Here is a 22,415-nt window from a genome sequence, read left to right on the forward strand (position 1 = left end):
GTACAGGATCGCGCCGGTCCGGGCCGCGTTCGCCTGCAGGTCGTGGTCGAGCAGATAGTCGAGTACGGCGTTGCCGGCGGCCGTGGCCAGGGGGTTGCCGCCGAAGGTGGAGAAGCTGATCCCGCGTACCGCGTCGAGCACCTCGGCCCGGCCGACCACGCCGCCCAGCGCGAACCCGTTGCCGATGCCCTTCGCGAAGGTGAGCAGATCCGGGGTGACCCCGTGCGCCTGGTAGCCCCAGAAGTGCTCGCCGGTCCGCCCCCAGCCGGTCTGCACCTCGTCGGAGACGAGCAGGATGCCGCTCTCGTCGAGAACCTTCTTCCAGCCGGCGAAGAGCCCGTCCGGCGGTTGCACGAAACCCCCGACACCCTGGATCGGCTCGGCGATCAGGCAGGCCACCTCCCCGACGGTCTGGGTGGCCAGCACCTCCCGCAGGTCCTCCACCGCCGCGTCGAGCCGGTCGTCGGCGTCGAGCCGGGACAGCAGGCCCCGCAGCCGGTCCCCGGAGTGCAGCCAGGCCACCTGGAGCGGGTTGAGCGAGCTGGCCGACCAGGTCCGGTTGCCGGTGATGCCCATGGTCGCGTACGACCGGCCGTGGTAGCTGTTCCGCACGGCCAGGATCTGGTGGGAGCGGCGGTAGTTGGTGGCGACCAGCAGGGCGGCCTCGTTCGCCTCGGTACCCGAGTTGGTGAAGAAGACCCGGGCGTCCGGGATGCCGGACCGCTGGGCGATCTTCTCGGCCAGCTCGACCTGCTGCCGGATCAGGTACAGCGTCGAGGTGTGCACCACCCCGGTGGCCAGTTGCCGCTCCACCGCCTCGCGTACCTCGGCGATGTCGTAGCCGAGCATGTTGGTCAGTACCCCGCCGAAGAAGTCCAGGTAGCTGCGGCCGGCGGCGTCGGTGACCCGGCGGCCGGAGCCGGCGACTATCTCGATCGGCTCGTTGTAGTAGAGCGGCATCCAGGACGGCAGCACGGCCCGGTGCCGGGCCAGCAGGTCGTCGTCGGTCATCGTGTTCCTCGCTCTTCACCGGCGTACGCGGACCCTCGCACGTTTTCACCACGGGTGGGCGACGGACAACTGCCAGGGTGTCGCCCAGCGCCGGGGGTGGCCTGACACTACGTCAAGCATCCGGCGCGGATTTCCCGGCGTCAACCTGGTCCCACAGGTGTTTCCGACAGCCGGCAGGCCGCCCGGCGACTGATTCCGCAGCCGACAGCGGGGACAGGGCGTGCCACCCCGGACCCGGACAGGGCGGGACAGGGCGTGCCACCCGGGCCCGGACAGGGCGGGGCGAAGCGGGATCCGGTCGGTACCATCCGGCAGTGCCGACACGTGACGTACCGTTACCGACCGGGCAGGCCGGTGCGGCGCCGGCGGCCGTCCTGGCCGGCCTCCAGGACTGGGTGACCTCCCCCGCACTGCGCGCCCTGGTCGCCCGGTTCGGTGGCGACCGGCCGGACGGCGGGGCCTTGCCACTGCCCGTCCGGCTGGACGCGCTGCCCGCCGCGACCACCCCAGCGACCCGGCTGGACGCGCTGCTCGCCGCGCTGGACGCGTTCTCCGCCCGGCACTGGGACTTCCGGCACGGCCGGGAACGCCCCGACGCCGACGAACCGGTCCTCGACCCGGAGACCGTCACGCTGGTCCTCGACGCGGCCCGGACGCTGGGGCTGGTCGAGCCGGTACCGCCCCCGGTCGACCGGTACACCCACCTGGTCGTCCTCGGTGGACTCGCGCACGCCTGCCTCCGGCGCACCGCGTACGCCGCCCACCTGGTGGCCCGGGGGACGACGGTGACCGGGGAGGTGGCCGCGCTGGGCAGCTTCCGGCCGCTGTCCGCACTCGAGACCCGGATGCTGACCGACGCCGGGATCACCGGCTGCACCACCGAGGTCGACGCGCTCGACGCGGCGGTCCGGGCCGCTTTCGGGGTACCCGCACCGGCCGAGGAGACCGGCGGGGACGGCGACCATCCGCACCGGGCCTGGTCGACCCGGACGTACCGGCCAGCCGGCGGGCCGCCGGTCCGGGTGCTCGCCGCCCCGTCCAGCGAGCCGGCGGTACGCCGGGCCCACACGGCGGACACCCAGCGGTTCTGGGCGGAACACGTCAGCCTCGGCCCCGGTGACCGGGTACTGATGGTCACCGCGCCGATCTACGTACCGTTCCAGCACTGCGACGCGCTACGGGTGCTCGCACTGCCGTACGGCTGCGGGGTGGACACCGTCGGCGTCGACCCGGCACTGCCGGCGCTGCGGGCGCTGCCCGAGCCGACCCTCACTCCCGGGCGCTACCTCCAGGAGATCCGCTCGGCGATCCGGTCGATGCGCCACCTGCACGCCGCCCTGTCCGGTTGATCCTGTTCACAGCTGTTAGGAAGGGGCCCTTCCTCTACCGAAAGCGTTAAGCAGGGGCCCTTCCTTACTCCTGGGTGTCGGCGACGGCCTGGGCGAAGACCTCGGAGCGGTGCTCGAAGTTGCGGAACCGGCCGTAGCTCGGGGCGGCCGGGGAGAGCAGGACCACCCCGCCGGCCGGGGTGAGCTTGCGGGCCTGCCGGACCGCCGCGACCAGGTCGTCGACCAGCCCGGTACGGACCCGGGGCAGGTCGGCCAGCGCCTCGACGATCCGGGGCCCGCTGTCCGGGATACCGATCACGGTGATCTCCCGGGTGGCCAGCGCCTCCCGTAGCGGGGTGTAGTCCAGCCCCCGGTCGGTGCCGCCGACGATCACGGTCAGCGGCCGGCCGTCGTACGCGTCGATCGCGTGCACCGCCGAGTAGGGGCTGGTGGAGAGGGTGTCGTCGACGAAGGTCAGCCCGGACGGGTCGGCGATCTCGGTGAGCCGGTGCGGCAGGCCCCGGAACGCGGCGACCGCGTCGGCGAGGGTCTCCCGTTCGGCGAAACAGTCCACGCCGAGCGCGTCGAGCACCGCGAGCGCCACGCAGAGGTTGCTCTCGTTGTGCCGGCCGACCAGGCCCAGCGCGGTGCGCGGGAACAGCGGCCGGTCGGCGGCGTGCAGCCAGGCCGTGCCGTCGGCTCCCGCCGCGACGTGGAAACCGTCCGGCAGCCCGGCGCGGACCACCGGCCGGTCGATCCGGTCGGCGCGGTCGGCCAACTCGGCGGCGAGCCGGGGGTCGGTGCCGTTGACCACGATGGTCTCCGGGGCGTGGGCGAGCAGGTTGAGCTTGTCCCGGTAGTACTCCCGCTCCCCGCCGTGCGCGTCCAGGTGCTCCGGGAAGAGCGAGGTGACCACCGCGACCCGGGGCGAGTCGGTCAGGTCGCTGCACTGGTAGCTGGACAGTTCCAGCACGTACCGCTCGGCGTCGGGCAGGTCGAGCAACGGCACCCCGATGTTGCCGCCGAAGACGTTCGGCCGGTCGACCGCGGTGAGCAGGTGGCTGATCAGGCTGGACGTGGTGCTCTTGCCCTTGCTGCCGGTCACCCCGACGGTCCGCGCGGCGTGGTCGGCCATCCAGAGCGCGGTGCCCTGCGTGACGGTCGCCCCGTGCCGGCGCAGCTCCACCAGCCACGGGTGGGTCTGCGGCACCCCGGGCGAGCGGACCACCACGTCGGCGGCGGCCAGCCGGGCGTACCCCGCCTCGCCGGTGACCAGCGGCGCGGCCTCGGCGAGTGGCCCCTCCCAGGGCAGGGCGAGGAAGTTCGCGCTGTCGTCCACGGCCACCAGGTCGGCCGGACCGTGTGCGGCGATCGCGGTCACCGCCGCCCGGCCCTCCCGTCCGGTACCCCAGACGGCCACGGAACGTCCGCGCAGGTCAGACAGGCGCACGACTGATCTCCTCACTTTCCGGCGGGCGGACCCGGAATAGTATGGCCTGTGCTTAACGGACAGCTCGCCCAGATGACCGCGTTCACGTTCCCGTCGTACTCGATCGATCTGGCCACCGGCGAGGCGTTGTTCGACTACGCTCTCACCGGGCCGGACGGGGAGGTGCGGTTCACCGAGGTGGTGACGTTCCCGCTGCCGGACGCGCCGCCGTCGGACGCCACGGTGACCACACTGAACCGGGTGCTGGAGCTGCTGCACGTCGTGGCGGGGGTGAGCTACTACAAGGCCGCCGCGCCGCGCCGGCTGGTGCTGCCGGCGCCGCTGGGTGCGGCCGCCGCCGCGCTGGTCACCGCCGTCTACACCAAGGGGCTGGCCGAGTACGCGTACCGCAACGACCTGCCGTACGTGCTGGAGCTGGTGCCGGAGGTCCCGGCCGGTACGGTCGATCCGGCGCTGCCGGTGGACACCTCGGAACGGCGGCCGTTGTCGGCGGTCGGTGGCGGCAAGGACTCCATCGTCACGCTGGAGGCGCTGCGCCGGGCCGGACTGGACCCGGTGCCCTTCTCGGTCAACCCGAACCACGTGATCGTGGCGGTCAACGACGCCTCCGGGCTGACCCCGCTGGCCGCCCGGCGGCGGATCGATCCGGCGCTGTTCGACCTGAACGCCGCCGGGGCGCGCAACGGGCACATCCCGGTGACGGCGATCAACTCGCTGATCGCGGTGGCCACCGCCGTGCTGCACGGCCTCGGCCCGGTGGTGATGTCCAACGAGCGGTCCGCCTCCGACCCGAACCTGGTCTGGCACGGGCACGAGATCAACCACCAGTGGTCCAAGGGTGTCGAGGCGGAGGGGTTGCTGCGGGCCGCGCTGGCCGGGCACGCCGGGCTGACCGAGCCGTACTTCTCGCTGCTGCGTTCCCTGTCGGAGCTGCACATCGCCCGGCTCTTCGCCGCCATCGACCGGTACGACGACGTGGTAACCAGTTGCAACGCGGCCTTCAAGCTGCGGGACGCGAGTGCCCGCTGGTGCGGCAACTGCCCGAAGTGCCGGTTCGTCTTCCTGGCCATGGCGCCGTTCATGTCCCGCGAGCGGCTGGTGCACATCTTCGGTACCGACCTGCTGGCCGACCCGACGCAGGTGCCGGGCTACCTGGAGTTGCTGGGGATCGGCGGGCACAAGCCGTTCGAGTGCGTCGGCGAGGTGGAGGAGTCGGTGGTGGCGCTGGGCCTGCTCGCCGAGCAGGAGCAGTGGCGGCACGCGCCGGTGGTGCAGGCGCTGGTCGCCGACGTACCGGAGACCGCCTGGTCGACGGCCCGCAACTCGGACGTGTTCACGCCGGGCGGCCCGCACTTCGTCCCGCCCGCGTACGCCAAGCTGCTCGCCGCTCTCCAGTAGCAGCGCCGCCCACCCGGCCGGGGCGGCTCCGGGCCGGTACCGCGCCGCGTCTCCGGTCAGCCGCCCCGGACGATCCGCAGGGTGAGCACGTCGGTCCGGACCGTGATGTGACCGTGGAACAGGGCGGTGTCCCCGGTGCCGTAGCCGATCTGGGTGGCGCTTATCAGGGGGTGTCCGCCCGGTACGCCGAGGCGTTCGGTCAACAGCTCGTCGGCGAGCACCGCGGAGAACTCGATCTCGGCCCGCCGTACCGCCGTACCGGTCGCCCCGGCAAGGAACTCGAACAGGTCCAGGTCGATACTCACCAGACCGGACGGGTCGAGGTCGCGCCCGGAGACGCTGAGGGGCAGGTGGTCGCGGAGCCAGACCGCAGGTACCCCGTCGACGGTGAAGAGCCGGTCGATCCGCCACACCGGGGCACCGGCGGCCAGCCCGAGCACCTGCGCACAGTCGCCCGGGCAGGCCACCCGGCTGACCGTGGCGTCCTGGAGGTCGGGACGGTGCCCGGAGGCGGTGATCCGGTCCCGCAGGGCCGTCACGTCACCCACGGAGACCGGCACCACCCGCCCCTCCGGCTCGTTCACGAACGTGCCGATCCCCCAGGTCCGTTTCACCACGCCCTCGCCCGCGAGCTGGCCCAGCACCTCCCGGACGGTGGCCCGGCTGACCTCCAGCAGGTCCGCCAGTTCCCGCTCGTTGGGGAGCTTGTCGCCGGGCTGGAACTGCGTGCCGATCAGCTCCATCAGCCGCCCCTGAGCCGCCTGGAGCGCGGTCTCCCGCCGAGCCATCCCACCTCACCTCTCGCTCCGCACCGCCGCCCGCGGCGTAGGGAGTGTAGTAGTTAGCGCCGCAGCGCCGGCAGTCCCGGCCGGGCGGTCACCAGACCTGCTCCAGGACCCGCAGGGTGTTGCCGCCGATGACCTTGGCGATCTCGTCGTCGGAGTAGTCGTGCCGGACCAGCCAGCCGACGATGTTGCCGAACGCCTCACCCGGGTTCTCCACGCCGGAGACGTACGGCACCCGGGGGTGTTCCGGCCGGTTCCCCGTGTCGTGGGCGTAGTTGCCGGCGTAGGTGTTGTGCACGCCGACGTGGTCGCCGAACATGGTGTCCGGGCCGAACGTGACGTGGTCGATGCCGACCAGGTCGACGCAGTAGACGAAGTGGTCCATCACCGACTCGATCGAGTGGTGCGGATGCGCCTCGGAGAGCGTGGTGTGCGGGGCCGCCTCGATCCCGATCACCCCACCCCGCTCGGCACACGCCCGGATCACCTCGTCCGGCTTCATCCGCGGCGTGTCCCACACCGACCGGGCCCCCGCGTGCGTGATGAACACCGGCACCCGCGACGCCTCGACCACCTCCAACGAGGTCCGGTCCCCCGAGTGCGACACGTCGATCGCGATGCCCAACTTGTTCATCCGGTCCACCGCACGCCGACCGAAGTGCGTCAACCCACCGTCGACCCGCTCGGACAGCCCACCACCGAGCATGTTCGCCTGGCTGTACGCGATACCGAGCTGGCGGACGCCGAAGCCGTACAGGATGTCGATCCGGTCCAGCTCGTTCTCGATCGGGCTGCTGCACTCCAGGCCGGCGACCAGGGCGAGCCGGCCGTCCCGTTTGGCCGCGTGGATGTCCGCGACCGAGGTCGCCAGGAAGACGTAGTCCTGCTGGTAGACGTCACTGAGCCGCATCCCGACGGCATAGATCAGGTCGTTCCACTTCCAGCCGTTCTCGCTGGTCACGCAGGAGGCACCGGCCATGAAGTTGTCGAACACGGCGGTCAGGCCGGAGCGGGCCAGCCCCTCGTAGCCGGTCCGTTGCCGGGCCGTGCGGTTGTACGCGCGGAGCTGGGTGACGTCCGCCGGCAGCACCACCGGGTGCTCGTGCAACGAGATCGCCACGTGGTCGGCGAGCAGCCGGGTCACCCGCTGCCGCTGCGCGTCGGTCAGCCCGAGGTCGTGCTCGGGCACCCGCCCGATCTCCGGCGCCAGGTCGAACACGGTGTAGTCGACGTGCGGCTCCAGGTACGAGTAGGACTTGTGGCCCTGGTACCCCGGTGCGGGATTCTGCAACAAGACTTTCTCCTTGGTGGACGGTGCCGCCGGCTAGGCGGCCAGCGGGTGGTGACAGGCGACCGGATGTCCGGCACCGGCCAGCGGCGGTTCGGTGGTCGCGCAGATCTCGGTGGCCTGCCAGCAGCGGGTCCGGAACCGGCAACCCGACGGCGGGTTCACCGGGCTGGGCGGGTCACCGGCGAGCAGGATCCGCTGCCGGTTGGTCCGCGCCGCCGGTTCGGGTACCGGTACCGCCGAGAGCAACGCCCGGGTGTACGGGTGGCGTGGCTGGTCGTACAGCGGGGTACCCGGTCCGGACTCCACGAGTTTGCCCAGGTACATCACCGCCACCCGGTCCGAGATGTGCCGGACGACCGACAGGTCGTGGGCGATGAAGACGTACGCGACGCCCAGGTCCCGCTGGAGCCGCTCCAACAGGTTCACCACCTGGGCCTGCACGGAGACGTCGAGCGCGGAGACCGGTTCGTCGCAGACCACCACGTCCGGTTGCAGGGCGAGGGCCCGGGCGATCCCGATCCGTTGCCGCTGCCCACCGGAGAACTGGTGCGGGTACCGGTCCAGATGGAGGTTGGCGTCGAGTCCGACCAGGTCGAGCAGTTCCCGGACCCGGTCCAGCCGCCGCGCCCGGGGCAGTACGTCCGGGTGGATCTCGAACGGCTGGAGCAGGATCTCGCGGATGGTGCGACGCGGGTTCAGGGAGGTGTACGGGTCCTGGAGGACGATCTGGATCCGTCGGCGCAGCGCCCGCAGCCGGCGGCCCCGGGCGTCGTGCACCACCGCGTCGCCGAACCGCACCGCACCGGAGGTCGGGCGTTCCAACCCGACCAGCATCCGGGCCAGCGTGCTCTTGCCGCAGCCGGACTCCCCGACCACGCCGAGGGTCTCACCGCGGCGCAGCTCGAAGGAGATCCCGTCAACGGCCCGGACCACGCCGGCCGGCCGCAACGGTACCCGCCCCTTGACCGGGAAGTGCTTGACGAGGTTGTCGACCCGCAGGACGACGTCATCGCTGGGTGGCACGTAGCACCTCCGTACGGTGGTGGCAGGCGCTGGCCCGGCCGGCGGGCAGCGGTTCGAGTACCGGCAGGTCGGTCCGGCACTCGTCGGTGACCCGGTGGCAGCGCAGATGGAACGGACAACCGGTCGGCAGCCGGGCCGGGTTGGGCGGCGCACCCGGGATCGCGTAGAGCTGCTCGTCGCGCCGGTCGACCCGGGGCATGGAGGCGAGCAGTCCCTCGGTGTACGGGTGCGCCGGGCCGTCGAAGATCTGCTCGACGGTGCCCCGCTCGACCAACCGGCCCGCGTACATGACCGCCACGTCGTCGGCGACCTCGGCGACCACCCCCAGATCGTGGGTGATCAGCAGCAGGGCCATGCCGCTGTCCCGCTGGATCTCCGCGATCAGCTCCATCACCTGCGCCTGCACGGTGACGTCGAGCGCGGTGGTGGGCTCGTCGGCGATGAGGACGGCCGGTTCCAGCGCGACGGCCAGGGCGATCATGACGCGTTGCCGCATCCCGCCGGAGAACTGGTGCGGGTAGTCGCGCACCCGGTCCCGGGCGGCCGGGATGTGTACCCGGTCGATCAGTTCCACCGCGCGGCGGCGGGCGTCCGACCGGGACATCCCGCGCCGGACCCGGAGCAGTTCGGTGAGCTGGTCGCCGACGGTGAAGACCGGGTTGAGCGCCGCCATGGCGTCCTGGAACACCATGCCGATCTCCTCGCCGCTGACCCGGTCCCGCTGCTTCGGCGGCAGGGTCAGAAGCTCCCGCCCCCGCAACCGGACCGACCCGGTGACCTCGGCGGGCGGGACGTCCAGGATGCCCATCACCGCCTGGGCGGTGACGCTCTTGCCCGATCCGCTCTCGCCGAGCAGGGCGAGCGTCCGGCCCGGTTCCAGGGACAGCGACACGCCGTTGACCGCGTTCACCCGGCCGGCCGGCCCGGGGAAGGACACCTTGAGGTCGGTCACCTCCAGCAGGGCGTCCATCAGCGGACCCCGACCTCGTCGAGGAACTGCCGGACCACCTGCTGGAACCGCTCCGGCTCCTCCAACTGCGGCGAGTGTCCGGAGTGCTCGAACACCACCAGACGGGCGTCCGGTACCAGCTCGACGATCACCTCGGACGCGGCCACCGGGGTCCGCCAGTCGTGCCGACCCACGGTGACCAGGGTCGGGCAGGTGATCGACGGTAGCTTCGGCTTGAGGTCGTAGCGGGGCATGTTCTGCCCGAAGGCCGCGTTGTGGGTCCGGTAGTGGAACCGGGTGGCGGCCAGCTTCGCCTCGTCCTTCGCCGGGTCGTGCTGGTGGTCGTAGAGCGGCAGGATGGCCCGCCAGTACTCCCGCAGCTGGTCGTCGCTCTCGAACCGGCCGGTGCCGATCCGGTCGATGACCCACTCCGGGATCACCGAACGGTCGGTGCTGCGGGCCCGCTCGACGGCGAGGTGGTCGTGCGCGGTGTCCGCTGCGGTGTCCCGCAGGATCAACGCGGAGACCCGGTCCGGGTGGGCGATGGCGTACTCCAGCGCGATGAAACCGCCGTACGAGCCACCGGCCATGACGACCTTCTCGTAGCCGAAGTGCTCCCGGATGGCGTCGACGTCGGCCACCCACTGTTCGTGGGTGAACGGCCCGTCGTCGCTGGACTCCCCCGAGCCCCGGGCGTCGAAGACGATGACCCGCATCCGGTCGGCGAACGGTCCGAAGGACCGCTTCGGCTCGTTGCGCGAGCCGAGGCCGGGCGCGCCGTGGTGGACGATCATCGCCGGCCCGTCCTCCGGACCGAACGCCTCGACGACCAGCTCGGCGCCGTTGATCTTCATCGGACCCCCTCGATGATGGTGGACTCGAGATCGCGCGGGAAGCCGGTCAACCGGCGCGGACCGTCCGCCGTGACCAGGACGGTGTCGGAGATCCGGTAGCCGGCGTGACCGGGCACGTAGACACCGGGCTCACTGGACAGGAGCATCCCCGGGGCGAGCACGGTGTCGTCGCCGTCCTCCACCCAGGGCGGTTCGTGGTTCTGTAGCCCGATCCCGTGCCCCTGCCGGTGCCGGATGTAGTCGCCCAGTCCGTGCCCGCGCAACACGTCCAGACAGGTCCGGTTGACCTCGGCGCAGGTCCGGCCGACGACCATCGCCTCGGTACCGACCTGCTGCGCCTCCCGGTCCGCCTCGTGGTACCGCTGCTGCTCGGCGGTCGGCTCACCGACGACGAAGGTCCGTTCGCTCTCCACGAACCGGCTGGCGACGGCCGCGCCGAGGGAGAGGATCAGCGTGTCGCCCGGCTGGATCCGCCGCCGGGTGGGCAGGCCGTGCGGCAACGCCGAGTTGGGGCCGGCGTAGACCAGACCGCCGGCCAGTTTGGTGGTGTAGACGACCAGGTCGTACTCGGCGTACATCCGGTCGGTGCCGTAACCGATGACGTGTCGGGCGATCTCGTCCTCGCGGGGCAGCGCGGTGCCGGCGGCGAGGGCCTCGGCGATCAGGTCCCGGCCGGCGGCGAGCATCTCGTCGCAGATCCGGGCCGCCGCCTCGTGCAGCGGGATCTCCTCCGGGAACTTGCACAGCCGGAGCCGGGCCACCGCGTCGGTGGTCACCAGACGCGTACCGCCGACGGCCCGGGAGAGTTTCTCCAGGGTACCGACGCTGATTCCGGCACTGACCCCGATCCGGCGGGTACGCCGGCCGCTCAACGCCAGGGCCAGCGTCTCCTCGGCGCTGACCACCCCGGGGTACTCGAAGTAGCTGACCGTGGAGATCCGGACGCCCTGCTGGGCGGCGTACTCCTCGTCGAGCCGGGGGATCACCAGCAGCGGGTCACCCTGCCGGGGCATCCAGAGGTAGACCGGCCGTTCGGTGGCGATGTAGAAGAAGCCGGACAGGAAGGCGACGTCCGCCGGTGCGGTCGCCAGGAAGCCGTCCAGTTCCTGCTCGGCCAGCGCCTCGTTCAGTCGGGCACGGACGGTGGTGTAGAAGGTGTCGGGCAGGCGCACGTCAGCCTCCGTTCCGGCGCGGGTCGCGGATGTCGTTGAACCGCATGCCGGCCACCGTCGCCGCGAGTACCAGGACGAGAATGGCCAGCGACGGGAAGAGTGTCTGCCACCAGGCGATGGCCACCACGCCGCTGCGCTGGGCGTTGAGCAGGATCCGCCCCCACGACCAGGCATCGGGGTCACCCAGACCGAGGAAGCTCAGCCCGGCCTCGGAGATCACCGCCCGGGACGCGGTCAGCAGCACGCTGACCACCATCAGGGAGATCACCGCCGGCAGGATCTCCCGGGTCACGATCCGCCAGGCGGTCGCGCCGAGGACCCGGGCCCCGTCGATGTACGGCATCGCGGTCACCACCAGTCCCTGCGACCGGATCAACCGGGCCACCTCGGGCCAGGCGAAGACGCCGATGATCACGGTCAGTGTCCACACGCTCGGGTTGACCACCGCCGCCAACATGATCATCAGCGGCAGGGTGGGCAGGGCCAGCATCACGTCGGTGATCACCGTGCCCACCGCGTCGACCGGCCGGAAGTACGCCGACAGCAGTCCGATCGCCGTACCGAGCACGAGCGCGATCAACGAGGCGGCGACGCCGATCACCAGGCTGGTCCGGGTACCCCAGACGACCTGCGCGAAAATGTCCTGCCCGAGGTCGTCGGTACCGAACCAGTGCCGGCCGGACGGTGGTTGCAGAACGTCCGGGCCGGTACCGCCCGGCTCGACGGCGATCAGCGGCGCACCGACCGCCAGCAGCACCATCAGCCCGAGCACCGTCACCGACAGCCACGCGGACGGCTGACGCAGGTAGTCCCGCCAGACCGGCCGGGCGGCGGACACCACCGGCGCGGTCTGCTCGGTCAGGACGGGTGCGCTCACTGTCCCCACCTCACGTTCGCGGCTGCGCGGCTCCACTGCGCCGCTCCCACCGCGCTCACAGCCGGATCCTGGGGTTGAGCACGGCGTAGAGCAGGTCGGTCAGGGAGTTCGCGATCACGACGGTGACGGCGAGCATGATGAAGGCTCCTTGCAGTACGGGATAGTCGCGTTGCCCGACCGCCTCGTAGATCAGCCGGCCGACACCGGGGTAGGCGAAGACGGTCTCGGTGAGCACGGCGCCGCCGACCAGGGTGCCCAGTTGCAGACCCATCAGCGTCAGCGCCGGCAGGATCGCGTTACGCAGACCGTGCTTCCAGACCCGCCGGCTGGCGGACAGGCCACGGGCCCGGGCGGCCCGGATGTAGTCCTCACCGAGCACCTCGATCATGTTGGTCCGCAGCGTCAGCGCATACGGGCCGAGCTGCACCAGCACCAGCGACAGCACGGGCAGCACCAGGTGGTGCGCGAGACTCAGGTTGGCCGCCGCGCCCCGGGTGTCCGGGTCGATCGCACCACCGATCGGGAACCAGCCGAGCCGGGCACCGAGGTACACCAGCAGCAGCATCGCCACGCTGGGCACGAAGAGCGCGTGCCCACCGATGCCCAGAGCCTGGAGCACCCGGTCCGCCCACCGGCCCCGGTGCACCGCCGCGTACACCCCGATCGGGATGCCGACGGCGATGGTGACCAGGAAGGCCGTACCGGCGAGCAGCAGGGTCCAGGGCAGCCGGTCGAGCAGGATGTCGGTGACCGGCTGGATCTGCCGGAACGAGATGCCGAAGTTGCCCTGGAACAGCTCCCGCAGGTAGGACACGTACTGCTCCCACAGCGGCCGGTCGAGGCCGTACGTCCTGAGCAGCGCGGCCTGCATCTCGGGGGTCATGTCCCCCTCGACCATCAGGGTCGTGGGGTCCCCCGGCAGCAGCCGGAGCAGGAAGAACGTCGCGGTGATCGCGATCCAGATGGTCAGTACGGCCTTCAGCAGCCGGCTGAGCACGAAGCGTGCCACGGGGAACCCCCTCCCTTCCTGTCTCTGGTCAGCCGACCGGCTTGACCTGGGCCAGCGAGTACGCGGTGACCATGCCGAGCAGGTCCGACGGGGACGCCACGAACCCGGTGAATCGGCTGGCGTTGTAGGCGAACTGGAAGTCCTCCACGTACAGCGGGGTCAGGTACGCCTGCTCGTGCACGACGCGGTCGATGTTCTTGATCTTGTCCTTGAACGCCGCCGCGTCGGTGGTGGCCGCCGCGTCGGTGATCAACTTGTCCATCTCCTCGGACTTCAGCAGGTTGTAGTTGATGCCACCCGGGTTGCTGGACAGGTAGGTGCTGCGCAGCTGGTCCATCGGGTTGTCGAACACACCCCACTGCGAGGCGTCGATGTCGTACTCGCCGCTCTTGGTCCGGGACAGGAACGTGTTCCGCTCCACGCACTGGTTCTCCAGGCTGATCCCGGCCTTGGCCGCGCTCTCCCGGAACAACTGCACGACCCGGGTGATGTTCGCGTTCGACTGGTCGCAGGCCACCCCGAAGGTGAGGTCGTCGAACAGCCCGTCACCGTTGCCGTCCTTGAAGCCCGCCGACGCCAGCTTCGCCTTCGCCCCGGCCGGGTCGAACGGGTACGGCTGGAGGTCGGTGTTGTCGTAGTCCGAGAAGATCGGCGAGATCGGGCCGGCCATCTGCCGTCCGCCGCCCTGGAGCACCGAGGAGATGACCGCCTTGGTGTCCACCGACATGGACAGCGCCTGCCGGACCTCCTGGCGGGCCAGGTGCTTGTTGTTCATGTTGTAGGTCAGGTGGGCGAAGCCGAGCGCCCCGACCTTCTGCAACTTGATCTTCTCGTCGTTGTCGAAGGTCTTCGTCGCCGACGCCGGCACCGGGGTACCCATGAGGTCGATGTCGCCGTTGCGCAGCGCCAGCATCATCGTGTTGACGTCGGGGTAGATCCGGTACTCGACCTGGCTGACCGCCGGCTTGCCACCCGGGGCGAGCGGGTACCTGTCGTTGCGCTTCATGACGTAGCGCTGGCCCTTGGTCGCCGTCTCCAGCACGAACGGCCCGGCCCCGACCCAGTTGGAGTCGTTCGGGAACTTCGACAGGTCGCCGGCCTTCTCGAATACGTGCTTGGGCACGATGGACATCCAGAAGCCGACGCCTTCGGCGAACGGCGCGTACGGCTGGGACAGCCGGAACTTGACCGTGGTGGCGTCCGGCGCCTCGATCGATTCCACCCAGGTCAGCTTGGCCGCGACGTTGCCCAGCTTGTACTTCATGATCGTCTCAGCGCTGAACTTGACGTCCTCGGCGACCACGGGCTTGCCGTCGGTCCAGGTGAAGTCGTCCCGCAGCGTGAACACCGCGGTCCGGCCACCGTCCTCGTAGCGGTACTCCTTGGCCAGTTCCGGTGCCTTCTTGGCGTTCTCGTCGATCCGCAGCAGGTGCGGGTACATCGCGTTGAGGATCCAGGAGTCGGTCTTGCTCAGCGACTGCAACGGGTTGAAGTTGGACACGTCCGTGGTGGTGCCGATCCGCAGGACCGCGCCGTCCCCCGAGTCACCACCGGACGACGAGCCGGTGCCCTCGTTGAGGCTGCAACCGGACAGGCCGAGAACGGCCACCGCGCCGAGGGCGACGGCGGACCGCCACCGACCCGGCCGGCGGCTGAGGAACTTGCTCACCAGACCTCCTGAAGTACGCGAATGATGTTGCCGCCGATGACCTTGGCGATCTCGTCGTCGGAGTAGTCGTGCCGGACCAGCCAGCCGACGATGTTGCTGAAACACTCGGCCGGGTTCTCCATGCCGGAGACGTACGGCACCCGGGGGTGCTCGACCGCGCCATGGGCGTTGCTGATGGCCAGGTGCTGGGTGAAGCTGTCGTGCAGGCCGACGTGGTCACCGAAGTTGGTGTCCGGGCCGAAGGCGACGTGGTCGATGCCGACCAGGTCGACGCAGTAGACGAAGTGGTCCATCACCGACTCGATCGAGTGGTGCGGATGCGCCTCGGACAACGTGGTGTGCGGGGCCGCCTCGATCCCGATCACCCCACCCCGCTCGGCACACGCCCGGATCACCTCGTCCGGCTTCATCCGCGGCGTATCCCACACCGACCGGGCCCCCGCGTGCGTGATGAACACCGGCACCCGCGACGCCTCGACCACCTCCAACGAGGTCCGGTCCCCCGAGTGCGACACGTCGATCGCGATGCCCAACTTGTTCATCCGGTCCACCGCACGCCGACCGAAGTGCGTCAACCCACCGTCACAGTGCTCCGACAGACCGGAGCCGAGCATGTTCGCCTGGCTGTACGCGATGCCCATCTGACGGACGCCGAAGCCGTACAGGATGTCGATCCGGTCCAGCTCGTTCTCGATCATGGTCGCCGCCTCGAGGCCGGCGACCAGGGCGAGCCGGCCGTCCCGCTTGGCCGCGTGGATCTCCGCCAGGGTGGTGGCCACGACCACGTAGTCCTGCTTGGCCACATCCGCGAAGCGGAGACCGATGTCGTAGATGACGTCGTCCCACTTCCAGGCGTGCTCGCTGGTGACGCAGCCGGTGCCGTTCATGAAGTTGTCGAACACGGCGGTCAGGCCGGAGCGGGCCAGCCCTTCGAACCCGAAGGAGTTGCGGCCGGTCCGGTTGTAGTCACGTAGCTGGGTGACGTCCGCCGGGAGGATCTTGGGGTGCTCGTGCAACGAGATCGCGGTGTACTCGGTCAGCAGCCGGGTCACCCGCTGCCGCTGCGTCTCGGTCAGCCCGAGGTCGTGCTCGGGCACCCGGCCGAGCTGCGGGGCGAGGTCGAAAACCTTGTAGTCGACCCGTGGTTCCAGGTAGTCGAACGATTGGTACCCGGCGTACCGGGGGGCGGGTTCCTGCACAGACGGTTCACCTCGTCAGATGAGAGGCATGAGGATGGAGGTCTGACCTCCTGCCTCCTGGGACGGTATGTGAGCCGTAAACGCGTTGGGAAGAGCCGTTACCTGACCGTTACTTTTCATAACCGCAGGTCAAAGCCCTGATGGCAGATCCGCGACGAGGCCGCCGCAGCGGAACCTCCAGGAGCCGGAAAAAGACGATGGGCCTGACCCGTAGCCGGGTCAGGCCCATCGTTCGCCACCGGGCGAGAGGGACGCCTCACTACCCTCGGGACCGGTACTCCCGTCGCCGGGTCCACCACATGGCGGCCACGAGCAGCGTGCCCACCCCGACCATGCCGAGCCCGACGCCGACGAGCGGTCCGGACGACGCACCGGTCTTGGGCAGCGCCGTCGGATCAGGCTTGCCGGTCGGCTTCCCCGTGGGCTTCCAGGTGGGCTTCCCCGTCGGCGTCACGGTCGGCGTGACCGTGGGAGTCACGGTCGGCGTCACCGTCGGCTGCACGGTCGGCGACACGGTCGGCGTGACCGTGGGAGTCACGGTCGGCGTCACCGTCGGCTGCACGGTCGGCGTCACCGTCGGCGTGACCGTGGGAGTCACGGTCGGCGTCACCGTCGGCGTGACCGTGGGAGTCACGGTCGGCGTCACCGTCGGCTGCACGGTCGGCGTCACCGTCGGCGTGACCGTGGGAGTCACCGTCGGCTGCACCGTCGGACTCGCGGTCGGCGGCGTGGCCGGGGCCCGGAAGGTGACGGTCAACGTGGCGCCACCGGGAGAGATGTTGTTCTCGAAGGGTTCCACGGGCACCCCGTCGACGGTGATGGTGACCGGCTGCTGCATGGCGCAACCGCTGATCGGGGTGTCGACGATCACGCCGAACTGCACCGCCGTACCGGTCGGGATGGCCGTGTCGGGTATCCGGGTGATGATGAAGTTGGGCGCCTCGTACGTGATCTCGTCAGTGGGAAGCGTGTGCGACACGATGTTCTCCGGTGCGCACGCGCCGTTGGTCGGGACGACGACCCGGATCGTGGACCCCGCAGGAATGTCCGCCTGCACGACGACCGGAACGGCCACCAGGAGACCCACCCCGACGCAGGCCACACCGGCCGCCCACAGCGCCCGGGTACGGGTCCATCCGCCCCGGACAGCATTGTTGATCTTCAAAAATCTTGCCATGGTGGCACAATATGGGCGAATCGTCCATTTGATGCCTCATACCCCTGTTTTCAGGTGCATGGCGGACGGTATTCACCCTGCGGAGGCCCCGTCAGACGTCCCGCACGGCGTCGAGGGCGAGCAGCGCGACGTGCAGCGACAGACAGGCCGGCACCGAGTCCAGGTCGACGTTGAGGATCCGGCCGATCCGGGCCAGCCGCTCGTAGAACGCCGGCCGGGACAGGTGCGCCGCCGCAGCCGCCGCCGACTTGTTGCGCCCCTGTTCCAGGTACGCCCGCAGGGTGCCGAGCAGCTGTTCCCGTGGGTGCCGGGCGTCGTACGCCAGCAGCGGGCCCAGTTCCCGCTCGACGAAGGTCTGCAACCGGGGCTCGTCCCGCAGCAGGTGCAGCAGCCCGGCGAGGCCGACGTGGGGCAGCCGGAACACCGGCAGTTCCCGGCGGTCCCGACGGGCGGCGTCGGCGATCTGCCGGGCCTCGATCAGCGACCGGCGTGCCTCCCGGAGGGTACCCACCCCGGAGCCGGCCGCGACGATGACCGCGCCGGGGCTGCCCGGTCCACCGGTACCGCCGGCCGGACCGCCGCCGACCGCACCGGCAGCTCCGGGGGCGCCGGTCGCGGCGCCTGCGGTCGTGCCGTCGAGGCGTACCCGGCGCAACGCGGCGGCGAACGCGGTGAGCGCCCGGTCCTCGGCGGCCGGGTCGGTCAACGCGAGCAGGGCACCGACCGCCTGCTCGTCGACGGCGCTGGTCAACGCGGTCAGTTTCGTCTCGCGCAGCGCATTCCCGACCGCCTCGGCCAGGTCCCGCAACCGGGACTGGGCCACCTCCGGGCCGCCTTCGCCGCCGGTCTCGTCGGCCCGGTACCGGATCATCACCCCGACCAGGTGCCGCCGTTCCAGCACCACGCCCAGCGCGCGGGCGCGCAGCGCCACCTCGTCGACCGGTTGGGAGTGGTCGAGCAGCGCGGTCAGCAGGGTACGGTGGATCTGCCGCTCCAGGCCCTCGGCGTCCCGCTGGATCAGCCGCCCCAGCGCCAGGGTGGAGGCGGCCCGCTCGACCAGGATGGTCAGCCGGGTCGGAGGCGACCCGGGCGGCGCGGCGAGTTCCCCACCGGGCCAGCGCAGCAGCAGTCGGCCCCAGTCCTGCCCCCGGGCGCCCACCATGGTGACCAGCCAGCCGCTGTCCGGGTCGTACGCGGTCCGCCCGGCCGGCTGGATCCGCCGCGAGTGCTGTTCCCAGCCGCCGAGCAGCAGTTCGGCGCTCTCCCCCGCCGGGTCGTACGCGAGGACCTGCCGGGACAGGTTCTCCAGCACCACCGGGCAGCCGGACAGTTCGGCGGCCTGCCGGACCACGTCCCCGGGCCCGGCCCCCTCCACCGACAGGTCGGTGAACCGCTGGTGGATCTCCTCGGTGGCGCGCAGTTCGGTGAGCTGTGCGTCCACGATCAGCGCGTGCACCGCTTCGGTGATCCGGACGAACGGGGTGTCCCGGCGTAACTCGACCAGGGGCAGGCCACGGCGCTGGGCGGCGGCGGCCATCACCCGGGGCACACTGCCGGCGTACCGTCGGCCCAGCTCGACGAGCAGACCGGAGACGCCGACGTCGGCCAGGTCGCCGATGAAGGCGCGCAGGCCGGCGTCGTCGGCGGGCAGGCCGATCCCGGTGGTCAGGACCAGCTCGCCCCCGCCGAGCAGGGTGGCGATGTCCGGTACCTCGGCCACGTGCACCCAGCGCACCGGCCGGTCCAGCCCGTTCTCCCCGGCGACCAGCCGGGGAACGCCGTGCCGGACCGGGTCGAGGGCGAGGACCTCACGCACGGTAGGGAACACGGGCGACACGCTACCCTCGGTTACCCCGATGGTCGTACCGGCCGTCAGGGCTGAGCTCTACCGATCCTCCACCGCTGCGTCGCTCAGTCGACGCCGAACTCCATCGCGGCGCGGTCGAGTGCCTCGTCCTCGGCGGAGGGGACGCCCCGGGAGGCGATGGCCTCCGCACCGCCCTGCGGCATCGCCCCGATCAGGCCGGTGGAGGCAGCCTGCGCGGCGCCGACCATCCGCTGCGGGGCCGGGCCGCCGACCATGCCGAGGGTGGCGTACTGCTCCAGCTTGGCCCGCGAGTCGGCGATGTCCAGGTTGCGCATGGTGAGCTGGCCGATCCGGTCCGCCGGGCCGAACGCCGAGTCCTCGGTACGCTCCATCGACAGCTTGTCCGGGTGGTAGCTGAACGCCGGGCCGGTGGTGTCCAGGATCGAGTAGTCCTCGCCCCGGCGGAGCCGCAACGTCACCTCGCCGGTGACCGCCGTGCCGACCCAGCGCTGCAACGACTCGCGCAGCATCAACGCCTGCGGGTCCAGCCAGCGCCCCTCGTACATCAGCCGTCCGAGGCGGCGACCCTCGTTGTGGTAATTCGCCAGGGTGTCCTCGTTGTGGATGGCGTTGACCAGCCGTTCGTACGCGGCATGCAGCAGCGCCATGCCGGGCGCCTCGTAGATGCCCCGGCTCTTGGCCTCGATGATCCGGTTTTCGATCTGGTCCGACATGCCCAGGCCGTGCCGGCCGCCGATGGCGTTGGCCTCCAGCACCAGGTCGACCGGGCTGCCGAACTCCTTGCCGTTGATCGTCACCGGACGACCCTGGTCGAAGCCGATCGTGACGTCCTCGGTCAGGATCTCCACCGACGGGTCCCAGAACCGGACTCCCATGATCGGGTTGACCGTCTCGATGCCGGTGTCGAGGTGTTCGAGGGTCTTCGCCTCGTGCGTGGCGCCCCAGATGTTGGCGTCGGTGGAGTACGCCTTCTCCGTGCTGTCCCGGTACGGCAGGCCGCGTTCGAGCAGCCACTCCGACATCTCCTTACGCCCACCCAGTTCGGTGACGAAGTCGGTGTCCAGCCACGGCTTGTAGATCCGCAGCTGCGGATTGGCCAGCAGGCCGTACCGGTAGAACCGCTCGATGTCGTTGCCCTTGAAGGTCGAGCCGTCGCCCCAGATCTGGACGTCGTCGGAGATCATCGCCCGGACCAGCAGGGTCCCGGTCACCGCCCGGCCCAGCGGGGTGGTGTTGAAGTACGCCCGACCGCCCGAGCGGATGTGGAAGGCCCCGCAGGTCAGCGCCGCCAGGCCCTCCTCGACCAGGGCGGCGCGGCAGTCGACCAGGCGGGCGACCTCGGCGCCGTAGCTGAGCGCACGACCGGGCACCGACGCGATGTCGGGCTCGTCGTACTGGCCGATGTCGGCGGTGTAGGCGCAGGGGATGGCGCCCTTGTCGCGCATCCACGCGACCGCCACCGAGGTGTCGAGGCCGCCGGAGAAGGCGATGCCGACACGTTCGCCGATGGGCAGGGAGGTGAGAACCTTGGACACAAGGAAGATTATGCATCAGCCCGCATGGTCATGCAAACCGGATGTCTCCGTACTGCCCAACCGGCCCACTCCGCGTGGACGGGCTCTACGTGGTGTACTCAAGCTCGGTCGATGCAAGCTCCCGCAGGGTGTCCGCGAGCCCGCCCGGGTCGAGTCGCTGAAGGTAGGTCACCAGCGCCTTCCGGGTGTCGGCGACGACGCCGGGCAGTGCCCCGCCAGCCAGCCTCCCCGGCGGGATGATCTGGCGGAAGGTCGCGTCGTCGACGGCGTCGGCGATCAACTTCTCGGCCACCCAGAGCGGCGTACGCTCACGGATGGCGAAGGTGAGGTGCACGCTGGGCTCGTCGCCGGTGTTGTACGGGTTGTGCACCCAGCCCCTCGGCAGCAGCATGGTGTCCCCCGGACCGAGGTCGATGGTCCGCTCGGGGCCGGAGGCGAGCCAGTCCTGGAGGTACTCGTCGCGCCACACCCGCCACGACTCCAGGTGCGACCGCATCGGGGCGTCCACGACCGGTGGCCACATCTCCCACCGCTTCCCGCCCGACACCTGGACGATGACAGCCATCTGCTGATCCCAGTGATGCCGCAGTCCCTGGTTACGTCCCGGGGTCATGAAGACGTGCACATAGTTCGAGTACCCGGTCTCGGTCTGGATGTCGCGGGTGACGCGAGCCATCGCCGGCATGACCCGTTGCAGGTTGCCGACGCGGATGGTGTGGCCGTCGTCGTGGAGTCTGTGCAACCTGGTTGCGTCGGCCCTGCCGTGGGCTCCGGTGAAGGATCTGGGATTGACGGCAGGGTTGGGCGCCTTGATCGCGGCGACCTCGTCCGCCGGAACGCAGTTCAGGTCGAGCCAGTCCCAAAGCTGGTCGACCGTGAAGATTCTGTCCAGTTCGGTGCTGGTGCGTTGGTAGACGCGCGGCTCGTCGGGCCAGCGCTCCAGCAGCTCGGTGACGCCTTCCTCGGGGAGCAGGAGCTTGAGTGACATGTCTCCTCCTTTGTCAACGTGGAGGTAGCGGGCAGGGAACGTCGGGAAAGAAGTGGTTCGGGCAGCAGACGACGGAGTACGACACGAAGCCGTAGCCGGAGTTGTAGTAGCCCAGGCAGCAGTCGCTGCCCCGGCTGAGATATCCCCGGTCGTACGCGATGTGCTCGTCCAGCGACAGCACGTCGCCGCCTGGCGGGTTTGCGCGCCAGGTCAAGCAGAGCCAGTCGAGGGCATCCTCCACGTTGGTCCAGGTCCGCTCGACGGCCGCCTGGCTCCGCCGCAACAGGGAGAGACCGGTCTGCACGGGCGTCATGGTGTTGGCGAGAAATGATCGCGTCTGTTCGTCTCCCGGCTCCCGGCCAGGCCGTCGCAGATCCTCTCGGGCAAACTCGCTGCGCGGGCCTACCCACGGGCCGAATCCGTGCCAGTGGCCTTGCCAGGTCATCGCTCCCCCTATCGGGACCACACCCGGCCGCCCCCGTTCGGGGTCGAAGGCGGCCGGGCGCTTCAGGTGCGGTACGAAATGTCAGGCGGTCAGACCGCGTCGGGCGGTCCAGCCGACCGCGAAGGCATCCAGTTCCTCGGCGGTGAAGCGCAGGCCGGGGCGAGCGGCCCCCTCGGGCTTGGTGTCGGTGACGACGAAGCCGCCCCCGCCGGGGATCTCGCCGACGCCGACGCAGCTCTCGTTGTCGCTGGTCAGATTGCCGCCGCAGAGGGCCTGGATCTGCACCCCATCGATGGGCAGGTCGTAAAGGTTGGGCTGGGACATGAGAGACCTCTCTCGTACTGTCGATCATGCGGAGGAATGCGGCCTCCGCGCCCGCGTCTGTCGTACCGTGGGGCAAAAATGAAGCCGGGGAGGCTCACGGCAG

20 protein-coding genes are annotated in these 22,415 nt (G+C 70.5%); 2 read left to right on the forward strand and 18 right to left on the reverse strand.

The window, feature by feature from the left end; genetic code table 11:
- Positions 1-1,011, reverse strand: a 1,011-nt coding sequence (locus GSF22_RS02365; RefSeq protein WP_208811039.1) for an aspartate aminotransferase family protein, incomplete at its 3' end; no start/stop codon positions are given.
- Positions 1,012-1,325: 314 nt separating this feature from the next.
- On the opposite strand from GSF22_RS02365, the gene GSF22_RS02370 reads away from it, so the two are divergent.
- Positions 1,326-2,360, forward strand: coding sequence for a hypothetical protein (locus GSF22_RS02370; protein WP_208811040.1), 1,035 nt, complete (start codon positions 1,326-1,328; stop codon positions 2,358-2,360).
- A gap of 64 nt (positions 2,361-2,424) precedes the next feature.
- Here GSF22_RS02370 and murD read toward each other — a convergent pair whose 3' ends face one another.
- Positions 2,425-3,789, reverse strand: a complete 1,365-nt coding sequence (gene murD / locus GSF22_RS02375; protein WP_208811041.1) for a UDP-N-acetylmuramoyl-L-alanine--D-glutamate ligase — start codon at positions 3,787-3,789, stop codon at positions 2,425-2,427.
- Positions 3,790-3,837: 48 nt separating this feature from the next.
- On the opposite strand from murD, the gene GSF22_RS02380 reads away from it, so the two are divergent.
- Positions 3,838-5,187 (forward strand): hypothetical protein, encoded by a 1,350-nt coding sequence (locus GSF22_RS02380; RefSeq protein WP_208811042.1) that lies wholly within the window; start codon positions 3,838-3,840, stop codon positions 5,185-5,187.
- Positions 5,188-5,243: 56 nt separating this feature from the next.
- On the opposite strand, the gene GSF22_RS02385 is transcribed toward GSF22_RS02380, so the two are convergent.
- The 16 genes from GSF22_RS02385 to GSF22_RS02460 form a co-directional block, all read right to left on the reverse strand.
- Positions 5,244-5,975, reverse strand: a complete 732-nt coding sequence (locus GSF22_RS02385; protein ID WP_208811043.1) for a GntR family transcriptional regulator — start codon at positions 5,973-5,975, stop codon at positions 5,244-5,246.
- 88 nt (positions 5,976-6,063) lie between these two features.
- Positions 6,064-7,266 carry a dipeptidase gene (locus GSF22_RS02390; protein WP_208811044.1) on the reverse strand — a complete coding sequence of 401 codons (1,203 nt, stop codon included), beginning with the start codon at positions 7,264-7,266 and terminating at the stop codon, positions 6,064-6,066.
- A 30-nt stretch (positions 7,267-7,296) separates the two neighbouring features.
- A complete protein-coding gene (locus GSF22_RS02395; protein WP_208811045.1) occupies positions 7,297-8,286 on the reverse strand; it encodes an ABC transporter ATP-binding protein in 990 nt (329 codons plus the stop codon).
- The gene (locus GSF22_RS02400; protein WP_208811046.1) at positions 8,270-9,256 is read right to left on the reverse strand and encodes an ABC transporter ATP-binding protein; all 987 of its coding nucleotides are present in this window, start codon (positions 9,254-9,256) and stop codon (positions 8,270-8,272) included. The genes GSF22_RS02395 and GSF22_RS02400 overlap by 17 nt, the downstream gene beginning before the upstream one ends.
- Positions 9,256-10,089 (reverse strand): alpha/beta fold hydrolase, encoded by an 834-nt coding sequence (locus tag GSF22_RS02405; RefSeq protein ID WP_208811047.1) that lies wholly within the window; start codon positions 10,087-10,089, stop codon positions 9,256-9,258. Before GSF22_RS02405 ends, GSF22_RS02400 begins: the two co-directional genes overlap by 1 nt.
- On the reverse strand, positions 10,086-11,261 hold the full coding sequence (locus GSF22_RS02410) for a M24 family metallopeptidase (RefSeq protein WP_208811048.1): 1,176 nt from the start codon (positions 11,259-11,261) through the stop codon (positions 10,086-10,088). Before GSF22_RS02410 ends, GSF22_RS02405 begins: the two co-directional genes overlap by 4 nt.
- 1 nt (position 11,262) lies before the next feature.
- Complete coding sequence (locus GSF22_RS02415) at positions 11,263-12,138, reverse strand: ABC transporter permease (RefSeq protein ID WP_307803681.1); 876 nt, start codon at positions 12,136-12,138, stop codon at positions 11,263-11,265.
- A 55-nt stretch (positions 12,139-12,193) separates the two neighbouring features.
- A complete protein-coding gene (locus GSF22_RS02420) occupies positions 12,194-13,147 on the reverse strand; it encodes an ABC transporter permease (protein WP_208811049.1) in 954 nt (317 codons plus the stop codon).
- A gap of 28 nt (positions 13,148-13,175) precedes the next feature.
- On the reverse strand, positions 13,176-14,816 hold the full coding sequence (locus GSF22_RS02425) for an ABC transporter substrate-binding protein (protein ID WP_208811050.1): 1,641 nt from the start codon (positions 14,814-14,816) through the stop codon (positions 13,176-13,178).
- Positions 14,813-16,015, reverse strand: coding sequence for a dipeptidase (locus GSF22_RS02430; protein ID WP_208811051.1), 1,203 nt, complete (start codon positions 16,013-16,015; stop codon positions 14,813-14,815). Before GSF22_RS02430 ends, GSF22_RS02425 begins: the two co-directional genes overlap by 4 nt.
- Before the next feature lie 259 nt (positions 16,016-16,274).
- The gene (locus tag GSF22_RS02435; protein ID WP_208811052.1) at positions 16,275-17,192 is read right to left on the reverse strand and encodes an LPXTG cell wall anchor domain-containing protein; all 918 of its coding nucleotides are present in this window, start codon (positions 17,190-17,192) and stop codon (positions 16,275-16,277) included.
- Positions 17,193-17,283: 91 nt separating this feature from the next.
- Positions 17,284-19,029, reverse strand: a complete 1,746-nt coding sequence (locus GSF22_RS02440; RefSeq protein ID WP_208811053.1) for a PucR family transcriptional regulator — start codon at positions 19,027-19,029, stop codon at positions 17,284-17,286.
- A gap of 74 nt (positions 19,030-19,103) precedes the next feature.
- On the reverse strand, positions 19,104-20,555 hold the full coding sequence (gene argG, locus GSF22_RS02445) for an argininosuccinate synthase (protein WP_208811054.1): 1,452 nt from the start codon (positions 20,553-20,555) through the stop codon (positions 19,104-19,106).
- Between the two features lie 85 nt (positions 20,556-20,640).
- Positions 20,641-21,543: a JmjC domain-containing protein gene (locus GSF22_RS02450; protein ID WP_208811055.1), complete on the reverse strand. Its 903-nt coding sequence runs from the start codon at positions 21,541-21,543 to the stop codon at positions 20,641-20,643.
- Between the two features lie 13 nt (positions 21,544-21,556).
- Entirely contained in the window at positions 21,557-21,847 is a 291-nt protein-coding gene (locus GSF22_RS02455) for a hypothetical protein (RefSeq protein ID WP_208811056.1), read from the reverse strand.
- Between the two features lie 222 nt (positions 21,848-22,069).
- On the reverse strand, positions 22,070-22,312 hold the full coding sequence (locus GSF22_RS02460) for a DUF397 domain-containing protein (protein ID WP_208811057.1): 243 nt from the start codon (positions 22,310-22,312) through the stop codon (positions 22,070-22,072).
- Positions 22,313-22,415 lie beyond the last annotated feature (103 nt).

This window comes from Micromonospora echinofusca (assembly GCF_017614955.1).
Classification (GTDB): Bacteria; Actinomycetota; Actinomycetes; order Mycobacteriales; family Micromonosporaceae; genus Micromonospora; species Micromonospora echinofusca_A.

Bases quoted from the DNA above. Each gene is read 5' to 3' on its own strand.
- GSF22_RS02385 (WP_208811043.1), bottom strand. From the start codon at position 5,975: ATGGCTCGGCGGGAGACCGCGCTCCAGGCGGCTCAGGGGCGGCTGATG.
- GSF22_RS02405 (WP_208811047.1), bottom strand. From the start codon at position 10,089: ATGAAGATCAACGGCGCCGAGCTGGTCGTCGAGGCGTTCGGTCCGGAG.
- GSF22_RS02435 (WP_208811052.1), bottom strand. From the start codon at position 17,192: ATGGCAAGATTTTTGAAGATCAACAATGCTGTCCGGGGCGGATGGACC.
- GSF22_RS02450 (WP_208811055.1), bottom strand. From the start codon at position 21,543: ATGTCACTCAAGCTCCTGCTCCCCGAGGAAGGCGTCACCGAGCTGCTG.
- GSF22_RS02400 (WP_208811046.1), bottom strand. From the start codon at position 9,256: ATGGACGCCCTGCTGGAGGTGACCGACCTCAAGGTGTCCTTCCCCGGG.
- GSF22_RS02460 (WP_208811057.1), bottom strand. From the start codon at position 22,312: ATGTCCCAGCCCAACCTTTACGACCTGCCCATCGATGGGGTGCAGATC.